Consider the following 9290-nt stretch of genomic DNA (forward strand, 5'->3'; position numbering starts at 1 on the left):
CTACAACCCCCACCCATCGCTCCCGCCACGCGCGCGCGTCACCCTGCGCAGGACTACCCACTCCTGCGCAGGTTTGCCCCATGAGCGACTACCACCACGGCGTCCGGGTCCTCGAAATCAACGAGGGCTCGCGCCCGATCCGCACCGTCTCCACCGCCACTGTCGGCATGATTTGCACCGGCTCCGACGCCGACGAAACCGTTTTCCCCCTCAACAAGCCCGTGCTGCTCACCGACGTGCTGCGCGCGTCCGGCTCGGCCGGCGAGCTGGGCACCCTGGCCCGCAGCCTGGATGCCATCGCCGACAACGCCAGCCCGGTGACCGTGGTGGTGCGCGTGGCGGATGGCGAAGGCGCCGACGACGAAGCCAAGGCCGCCGACCAGGCGGTGAAGGTCATCGGCGGCGTGACGCCCACCGGCGAGTACACCGGCCTCAAGGCGCTGCTGGCCGCCGAAGCCATGCTCGGCGTGCGTCCGCGCATCCTGGGCGTTCCGGGCCTGGACACCCTGCCGGTCACCACCGAGCTGATCAGCATCGCCCAGAAGCTGCGCGGCTTCGCCTATGCCAGCTGCATGGGCGCGGAAACCGTCTCCGACGCCATCGCCTACCGCGACGGCTTCGGCGCCCGCGAGCTGATGCTGCTCTGGCCGGACTTCATGGCCTTCGACACCGCCCTGGCAGCCGACATGCCGGCCAGCGCCGTGGCCCGCGCCCTGGGCCTGCGCGCCCAGCTCGACCAGCAGATCGGCTGGCACAAGACCCTCTCGAACATGCCGGTCAACGGCGTGACCGGCATCAGCAAGCCGGTGTTCTGGGACCTGCAGAACCCCGCCACCGACGCCGGCCTGCTCAATGCCAGCGAAGTCACCACGCTGATCCGCCGCGACGGCTTTCGCTTCTGGGGCTCGCGCACCTGCTCGGCCGACCCGCTGTTCGCCTTCGAGAACTACACCCGCACCGCCCAGGTGCTGGCCGACACCATGGCCGAGGCGCAGTTCTGGGCGATGGACAAACCCATGCACCCGTCGCTGGTGAAGGACATGCTGGAAAGCATCAACGCCAAGTTCCGCGAGCTGGTCCGGGGTGGGTACCTGATCGGCGGCGAGGCCTGGTTCGATGAGGCCGCCAACGACAAGGACACCCTCAAGGCCGGCAAGCTGTTCCTGGATTACGACTACACCCCGGTGCCGCCGCTGGAAGACCTGACCCTGCGTCAGCGCATCACCGACCGCCACCTGGTGACCTTCGCCGCCGGCGTGAAAGGCTGAGCCCATTGACCCGCGCGGCTCCGGCCGCGCCCTAGGAGAGCGCCCGTATGGCACTGCCCAAGAAACTGAAACACATGAACCTGTTCAACGATGGCGTCAGCTACGTCGGACAGTGCGGCTCCGTCACCCTGCCCAAGCTGGGCCGCAAGATGGAGAAATTCCGCGCCGGCGGCATGGACGGCGCGGTCGATGTCGATCTGGGCCACAGCGACGATGGCATCCAGCTGGAGTGGACCCTCGGCGGCTGGGACCTGACCGCCCTCAAGCAGTTCGGCATCACCAAGGTCGACGGCGTGATGCTGCGCTTCGCCGGCTCCGTGCAGCGTGACGACACCGGCGAAGTGAGCGCCGTGGAAGTCGTCGTGCGCGGCCGCCACGCGGAAATCGACCAGGGCGAAAGCAAACCCGGCGAGGACACCGAGCACAAGTACGCCACCACCTGCAGCTACTACAAGCTGACCGTGGACGGCGAGGTGATCATCGAGATCGATCTTCTGAATTTCATCTTCATGGTGGACGGCGAAGACCTGCTGGCCGCGCATCGCCAGGCCATCGGCCTGTAACCCATGCCCGTCACCCAGAAGCCACCGTTTCGTAATCCACCGTCTACCTCAAGGAACCCCACCATGGCCAAGCAAGAAACCACCGCCGCCCTCGACCAGACCGAGGCCAAGAAGAACCCCAACCAGGAAACCGTCCCCCTGGACAGCCCCATCCAGCGCGGCGAGCAGACCATCAATGAGGTCCTGGTGCGCAAGCCCATGGCCGGCGAACTGCGCGGCGTCTCGCTCCAGGACTTGCTCCAGATGGACGTGCTGGCCCTGCGCAAGGTGCTGCCGCGCATCACCATCCCCACCCTGACCGAGAACGAAATCAGCCGTATGGACCCGGCCGACCTGACCCAGCTGGGCGTCGCGGTGACCGGTTTTTTGGTGCAGAAGCGCTTCAAGGAGGAGGCCTCCCTCACCGCGTAGAGGACGCCATGGCGGACATCGCCCTGGTGTTTCACTGGGGGCCGGCGGACCTCAATCCGCTGCCCCTGTCCGAGCTGATGGAATGGCGGGAACAGGCCCGCCGGAGAGTAGACCCCGATGGCGCGTGACATGAGACTGGCCGTGGTTTTGCAGGCCGTGGACCGGGCCACCCGGCCCATTCGCAACGTGATGCAGGGCAGCGAAGGCCTGGCCCGGCAGCTCAAGGCCAGCCGCGAAGCGCTCAAGGGGTTGCAGGGTCAGCAACGCGACATCAGCAGCTTCCGGCAGCTCAAGGGCGCCGCGCAGCAGACCGGCAACGCCCTCCAGGCGCAGCAGGACGAGGTGCGTCGTCTGTCCCGGCAGATGGCCGCCACGGCCAACCCCACCCGGCAGATGCGCCAGGAATTCCAGCAGGCGGTGCGGCAGGCGCAACGCCTCAAGCAGCAGCACCAGGGCCAGCAGCAGGAGCTACAGGGCCTGCGCACTCGGCTGCAGCAGGCAGGCATCGGCACCCGCAACCTGGGCGAGCACGAGCAGCGCCTGCGCCGGAACATGGCCGAGGCCAACCGCGACATCACCGACCAGACCGAACGCCTGCGCAAGCTCGGCCAGCAGCAGAAGCGCCTGGCCGAGGCCAAGGCCAGCTATGAGAAAGCGCAAGGTCTGGCCGGCAGCATGGCCGCCACCGGCGCCGCCGGGGTGGCCAGCGGCACCGGCATTCTGTACGCGGGCGCCCGTCTGATGGCCCCGCAGATGGCCGCCGATCAGCAGGGCGGGATCATCGCCGCGCAGACGGGCGAAGGCCGCGAGCAGGCCACCCGCTACACCCAGATCATCCAGAGCATCCGCACCGAGGGCGTCAGCGACGACATGGCCGCCATCGGTGCCGCCGTGGGCGCGGTGCGCAGCACCCTGGGCGCCCTGGGCGAAGTGGGGGATGACGAACTGCAACGCATCAGCCGCCGCGCCCTGGACATGAGCGCCGTGCTGGGCGGCGACGTGGCGGAGAACATCCAGGTGGCCGCGATCATGATGCAGAACGGCCTGGCCAAGAACAGCGACGAGGCGCTGGATCTGCTCACCCGGGGCATGCAATCCGTCTCCACGCAGATGCGCGGCGAGCTGCCCGAGATCCTGCACGAGTACAGCACCCACTTCCGGGGCATGGGCTTCGATGGCCAGGAGGCCATGAGCCTGCTGGTGGAGATGGCCAAGCAGGGCAAGTTCGCCCTGGACAAGACCGGCGACGCCATCAAGGAATTCAGCATCCGCGGCTCGGACATGAGCAAGGCCAGCCAGGAAGCCTACGAGAGCATCGGCCTGGACGCCGAGGCGATGTCCTCGGCCATTGCCGCCGGCGGCGACGGCGCCCAGCGCGCTCTACAGACCACCGCCAAGGCGCTGCTCAACATCACCGACCCGGCCGAGCGCGCCAACGCCGCCATCGCCCTGTTCGGTACACCGGTCGAGGACCTGGCCGTCGACCAGATCCCCGACTTCCTGCGCGCCCTGTCGCGCTCCAGGAACAACCTCGGCCAGGTGGAAGGCGCCGCCGAAGGACTGGGCACCGTGCTGCGCGACGACCTGCGCGGCGATATCGCCAAGCTGGGCGGCGCCTGGACCAACCTCACCTCGACCATGATGCGCGACCAGAACGGCCCGCTACGCCAACTGACCCAGGGCATCACCCGCATCGTCGGCCGCGTCCGCGAGTGGATCGCCGCGAACCCCACCCTGGCCGCCAACATCGTCAAGACCGCTGCCGGGCTGGGCATCCTGATGGCCGCCGGCGGCGGCCTGGCCCTGGTGCTGGCCAGCGTGCTCGGCCCCATCGCCATGGTCAGCTACGGCATGAGCGTGCTGCGCTTCGGCGCCGCTCGCTTCCTCGGTCCACTCGTCACCCTCGGCCGCACCGCGCTGCCGATGGCCGCCAAGGGCGTGCTGCTGCTCGGCAAGGCGCTGCTGATGACCCCGCTCGGCTGGATCATCGGCGCCATCGCCCTGATCGCCGGCGGCGCCTACCTGATCTGGAAGAACTGGGGCACCCTCGGCCCGAAATTCACCGCCCTCTGGGAAGGCCTGAAAGCGGGCGCGCTGGGCCTTTGGGAGGGACTGAAGGCAGGCTTCAGCGGCGGCCTGGCCGGCATCGCCGCCACCATCGTCAACTTCAGCCCGCTCGGCCTGTTCTATCGCGCCTTTGCCGGCGTACTGGACTGGTTCGGCATCGAGCTACCGGGGCGCTTCACCGAGTTCGGCGGCATGCTCCTGGACGGCATGGTCAACGGCATCACCAGCCGGCTGGCGGCCGTCAAGGACGCGATCATCGGCGCCGGCGAGAGCGCCATCGGCTGGTTCAAGGAAACCCTGGGCATTCACTCGCCCTCGCGGGTGTTCGCCGAACTGGGCGGCCACACCATGGACGGCCTGCAGAAGGGCATCGTCCAGGGCGAAGGTGGCCCGCTGTCGGCCGTGGGCGAGATGGGCAAGCGCCTGGCCGCCGCCGGCGCGCTGACCCTGGCGGCGACCGGCCCGCTGCTGGCCGACGAGCCGATCCGCATCGACAACCGCGCCCCGCTGAGCCCAGCCAGCCTGAGCGCGTCGGCACCGGCGACGGTGACCAACACCTACCAGATCACCATCCACGCCGCGCCCGGCATGGACCCCCACGCAATCGGCCAGGCCGTGGCCGCCGAACTGGACCGCCGCGAGCGCGCCAAGGCCGCCCGCATCCGCAGCAGCCTGCACGACCAGGAGTAACCGACCCATGATGATGGCCCTCGGCTTGTTCGTCTTCTCGCTGGAGACGCTGGCCTATCAGGATTTCCAGCGGCAGACCGCCTGGGTCCACGGCAAGACCAGCCGCGTCGGCACGAACCCGGCGCGGCAGTTCCAGGGCCGTGACGACGACACCATCACCCTGTCCGGCGTGCTGCTGCCGGGCCTGGCCGGCACCGCGCTGAGCCTCGATGCCCTGCGCGCCATGGGCGACACCGGCAAGGCCTGGCCGCTGATCGAGGGCACCGGGAAGATCTACGGTGTGTGGATCATTGAGAACCTGCAGGAGACCAGGACGCTGTTCTTCCGCGACGGCGCCGCGCGCCGCATCGAGTTCACCCTCACCCTGCAGCGCATCGATGACGGCAGCATCGATCTGCTCGGCACCGCCACCCAGGCCGGCTTCGGCCTGCTGCAGGGCCGCCGGCTATGATCGAGGCCGCCCGCAAACAGCTGGCCTACGCCCGGCCCATCTGCCGGCTGGTGGTCAACGGCACCGACATCACCGCCGCGGTGGAAAAGCGCCTGGTGGAGCTGACCCTGACCGACAACCGGGGCATGGAGGCCGACCAGCTCGACGTGGCCCTCAGCGACCACGACGGCAAGCTGGCCATTCCCCCGCGCGGCGCCGAATTGCGCCTGTGGCTGGGCTGGAGCGACAGCGGCCTGGTGGACAAGGGCACCTTCACTGTGGACGAGCTGGAGCACAGCGGCGCACCGGATACGCTGAGCATTCGCGCACGGTCGGCGGACCTGCGCGGCGACCTGAAAACCCGCCGCGAACAGAGCTGGCACGCCACCACCCTGGGCGCGGTGCTGTCCGCCGTCGCCGCGCGGCACAGCCTCACGCCCCAGGTGGAAGCGAGCCTGGCCGCCGTGCCGATCGCGCACCTGGACCAGGCCAACGAATCTGACGCCAACCTGCTCACCCGCCTGGGCCACGAGCACGACGCCATCGCCGCCATCAAGGCCGGGCGCCTGCTGTTCATGCCGGTGGGCGGCGCCAGTACCGCCAGCGGGCTGGCCCTGCCGCATATCACCCTGACCCGCGAAGACGGCGATCAGCACCGCTACCTGGAAGCCGACCGCGACAGCTACAGCGGCGTGCGCGCCTACTACTACAACCCCGGCAGCACCAAGAAGCAGGAAGCCATCGCCGGCGCCGACGGCAACCTCAAGGACCTGCGCCACAGCTACGCCGACCGCGACGCGGCGTTGAGCGCCGCCCGCGCCGAATGGACCCGCCTGCAGCGCGGCACCGCCACGCTCAGCTACACCCTGGCCAGGGGCCGCCCGGATCTGGTACCGGACCAGACCTTCAGCCTCACCGGCGTGAAGGACGAGATCGGCGCCCTCATCTGGCTCGGTCGCAGCCTGACCCACAGCTACCGGCCCGAGGCCTACACCACCAGCCTGGAGCTGGAGTCCCAGCTGCCCGACGAACAGATCGCCGATCTGCTGGACAGCGGCGAGGGCTACACGGGCGTGCGGGCGTACTACCGCGAGGCCAGCGGGCAGCAGAAATACGAAACGGCGGGACGGGGCGGGAATGTGCTGCGGCTCAAGCAGCTGTACAGCGGGCAGGCGGCGGCCCGGCGGGCGGTGGAGAGGGAGTGGGGACGGTTGCAGAAATTGTAGGAATAAAAAACCCGGCGCTATGGCCGGGTTTTTTAGCTATCAAACAAGAGAAACTTCCAAGCGTCTACCAAGGCGCTCTAACGCCTCTTCGATCCCTTCAATTTTGGATTTATGTTTTACATCAAGAAGTCGATCAACCTGAGGCATTGCCACATGCAAACGACGTGCTAGCTCTGCTTTTCTTACACCCTGATCAACCATTTCGTTGTGCAACATAGCCTTTGCAGCAACTAATGCTGGAATTCTTACCGCATAGACATTTACACCCTGGCGCTTGGCGGGAGCGGGCCATTTGCGCCGTTGCTGGATGTAGATTTCCAGAGCTGCTTCCAAGCCATCCACAGCATTAACAAGGGATTCTTCGATATCATCCCCAACACTTACAAACTCGGGAATATCGAAGCAAGTGACCAAAACACTACCGTTGGTGTCTTGCTCAACCTCTACATAATACTCCATAAAATTTACCTTCTATACTCGTCGGCTTTCGATTTCGGATTTTCAGTTTTCAGTTTTCAGTTTTCAGTTTTCAGTTTATCTATTTAGAAATTATGATCTTCTTTTAGTTTCGGCGATTTCACATAACAGTGATTAGATGGAATTAGAGCCCGCTTTGAGTCCCGAAGGACCTAGCCTTACAGGCCTAGGTCCTTCAGTATTTTGCGGCGGAGCCCTTCGCCGATTTCCTTGGAGCCATGGAAGGGAAAAACTGTCTGCTTACCGTTCAGGCTTGCTAACAGGTGGCTTCCCTTCCCCGGCTGGAATTCGACACCCTGCTGGGCTAACCACCGCTTCAGCTCGCTGTACTTCATGTACGGCTCCTTCAGCTTAGGTGGCGAGAGAGATAATGCAACATTTCTGTTGTTAATGCAACATTTCTGTTGTTCGCCATGAATCACCTCAGATGCTCCGAGGCAGGTCCTCCCACCGACTCACATACCCCGGCGACTTAAGCGATTGCCTCATCGCCCACCCAGCCGCCTGCGGCACGCGAGCGAGCCGGAGCGTGCCGCGCCCCATCTGAGTGTTCACCCTATCCAGAACACTCATCAGCTCCTGGCTGCGCGGGCGCGGTGACGCTGCGAACAGATCGCCCTGGACCTGGCTGGGGCTGACCAGGTTCATCAGCACCACACCGGCTTTTAGGAAGCGGTAACCCGGCAGGTAGATGCTCTCCAAACCAGCCAGGGCGGCTGCCACCAGATCCCGCGTGTCATTGCTCGGGAACGGCAGCGGCACGCTGGCGGTGCGGGCGTACTGTTTCTCGTTGGGGTTGAACACCCCGGTGCGGATATACACCTGCAGCAACTGGCAAAGATCGCCCTGGGCGCGCAGTTTCTCCCCTGCCCGGCTCGCGTAGGTGGCCACCGCCTCACGCAGTGGCTCCAGATCGGTCACCCGCTCCGAGAACGAGCGACTACAGGTGATCATTTGCTTAGGTTCCGGCCCATCCTCCAGCGCATAGCAGGCCTCGCCGCGTAGCTCCCGGATGGTTTTCTCCATCACCACGCTGAAGCGTTTGCGCATCGTTGCCGGGTCCTGCTGCGCCAGATCCCAGGCCGTGGTCAGCCCTATATCACCCAGGTGCTTCTGCAGCTTGCGGCCTACGCCCCAGACCTCGCCCAGCGGCGCGTCCTTGAGCAACGCTCGCTGCTGGTCCGTGCGGGTCGCTACCACCACCCCGCTCTGGCTGCGCCGCTTCGCCGCCCAGTTCGCCAGCTTGGCCAGCGTTTTGGTGGAGGAGATCCCCACGCCGACCGGGATGCCCGTCAGCCGATAGGCCTCGGCCTTGATCATCCGGCCATAGGCCGACAGCGGCTGGTGAAAGCCGGTCAGGTCCAGGAAGCTCTCATCGATGGAGTACACCTCCATCCGTGGCGCCATCTCGCGCAACACGCTGACCACCCGGGACGAGACGTTGCCGTACAGGGCGTAATTGGAGCTGAACACCTGAACGCCATGCGCCTCGATCAGATCCCGCAGCTTGAAATACGGCTCGCCCATGGCGATGCCCAGCGCCTTGGCCTCGTTGCTGCGGCTGATGACGCAGCCATCGTTGTTACTCAGCACCACCACCGGCGCGCCGCGCAGATCCGGGCGGAACAGCCGTTCGCACGACACATAGAAGTTGTTGCAGTCCACCAGGGCAAACACTGGACGCATTTCAGAACACCGGCAGCTTGTGGATGCAGTGGCTGACCACGCCAAACACCTCCAGATCCTCCCCCTCCCCCAGGCGAATGTCCGGGTAGCTGGGATTGGCCGCACGCAGCACCGGCAGGCCTCCCTCAAGATCCAACCGCTTGCAGGTGAAACTGCCGCTCACGATGGCCACCACCACCATGCCGGGCTGTGGCGTCAGCGAGCGATCCACCACCAGGACATCGCCGTCGAAGATGCCCAGGCCGGTCATGCTGTCGCCGGAAACACGCAGGAAGAAGGTGGACGCAGGGTGGCGGATACACAGCTCATCCAGGGACAAGCTGGCTTCGATGTGGTCTTCCGCTGGGGATGGAAAGCCCGCCGCCACGGTGCTGGTGAAGAATGGCAGCAAGGTGCCGGAAGGCTTGGGAACGCCGAGGAGGTCGAGTGACATTGCCGATACTCGTACTACTGTATAGATGGACAGTATTCT

The 9290-nt window shown here is 65.9% G+C and carries 11 protein-coding genes; 7 read left to right on the forward strand and 4 right to left on the reverse strand.

All coding sequences use genetic code 11. The features are described 5' to 3' along the window. Positions 1-80 precede the first annotated feature (80 nt). From VL129_RS00905 to VL129_RS00935, 7 genes are all read left to right on the forward strand, one after another. Positions 81-1268 (forward strand): phage tail sheath protein, encoded by a 1188-nt coding sequence (locus tag VL129_RS00905; RefSeq protein ID WP_325409116.1) that lies wholly within the window; start codon positions 81-83, stop codon positions 1266-1268. A 47-nt stretch (positions 1269-1315) separates the two neighbouring features. Beyond that, entirely contained in the window at positions 1316-1831 is a 516-nt protein-coding gene (locus tag VL129_RS00910) for a phage major tail tube protein (RefSeq protein WP_325409118.1), read from the forward strand. A gap of 63 nt (positions 1832-1894) precedes the next feature. After that, positions 1895-2242, forward strand: a complete 348-nt coding sequence (locus VL129_RS00915; RefSeq protein WP_325409120.1) for a phage tail assembly protein — start codon at positions 1895-1897, stop codon at positions 2240-2242. An 8-nt stretch (positions 2243-2250) separates the two neighbouring features. Then, positions 2251-2370 carry a GpE family phage tail protein gene (locus VL129_RS00920; protein ID WP_039561441.1) on the forward strand — a complete coding sequence of 40 codons (120 nt, stop codon included), beginning with the start codon at positions 2251-2253 and terminating at the stop codon, positions 2368-2370. Position 2371: 1 nt separating this feature from the next. Then, positions 2372-4999 (forward strand): phage tail tape measure protein, encoded by a 2628-nt coding sequence (locus VL129_RS00925; protein ID WP_325409124.1) that lies wholly within the window; start codon positions 2372-2374, stop codon positions 4997-4999. Between the two features lie 7 nt (positions 5000-5006). Next, the gene (locus VL129_RS00930) at positions 5007-5450 is read left to right on the forward strand and encodes a phage tail protein (RefSeq protein WP_325409125.1); all 444 of its coding nucleotides are present in this window, start codon (positions 5007-5009) and stop codon (positions 5448-5450) included. Next, positions 5447-6655 (forward strand): phage late control D family protein, encoded by a 1209-nt coding sequence (locus VL129_RS00935; RefSeq protein WP_325409126.1) that lies wholly within the window; start codon positions 5447-5449, stop codon positions 6653-6655. The genes VL129_RS00930 and VL129_RS00935 overlap by 4 nt, the downstream gene beginning before the upstream one ends. A gap of 39 nt (positions 6656-6694) precedes the next feature. Here the strand turns inward: VL129_RS00935 and VL129_RS00940 are convergent, their stop codons facing one another. The 4 genes from VL129_RS00940 to VL129_RS00955 all read right to left on the reverse strand — a co-directional run bounded on the left by VL129_RS00940 (position 6695) and on the right by VL129_RS00955 (position 9251). Further along, positions 6695-7114 (reverse strand): type II toxin-antitoxin system HicB family antitoxin, encoded by a 420-nt coding sequence (locus tag VL129_RS00940; protein ID WP_325409128.1) that lies wholly within the window; start codon positions 7112-7114, stop codon positions 6695-6697. 176 nt (positions 7115-7290) lie between these two features. Beyond that, entirely contained in the window at positions 7291-7467 is a 177-nt protein-coding gene (locus tag VL129_RS00945; protein ID WP_325409130.1) for a type II toxin-antitoxin system HicA family toxin, read from the reverse strand. Between the two features lie 88 nt (positions 7468-7555). Then, positions 7556-8818: a translesion error-prone DNA polymerase V subunit UmuC gene (gene umuC, locus VL129_RS00950; RefSeq protein ID WP_325409132.1), complete on the reverse strand. Its 1263-nt coding sequence runs from the start codon at positions 8816-8818 to the stop codon at positions 7556-7558. A 1-nt stretch (position 8819) separates the two neighbouring features. Then, complete coding sequence (locus tag VL129_RS00955) at positions 8820-9251, reverse strand: LexA family protein (RefSeq protein ID WP_325409134.1); 432 nt, start codon at positions 9249-9251, stop codon at positions 8820-8822. Between the last annotated feature and the right edge of the window lie 39 nt (positions 9252-9290).

Source organism: Pseudomonas sp. (assembly GCF_035497915.1).
Lineage (GTDB): Bacteria > Pseudomonadota > Gammaproteobacteria > Pseudomonadales > Pseudomonadaceae > Serpens.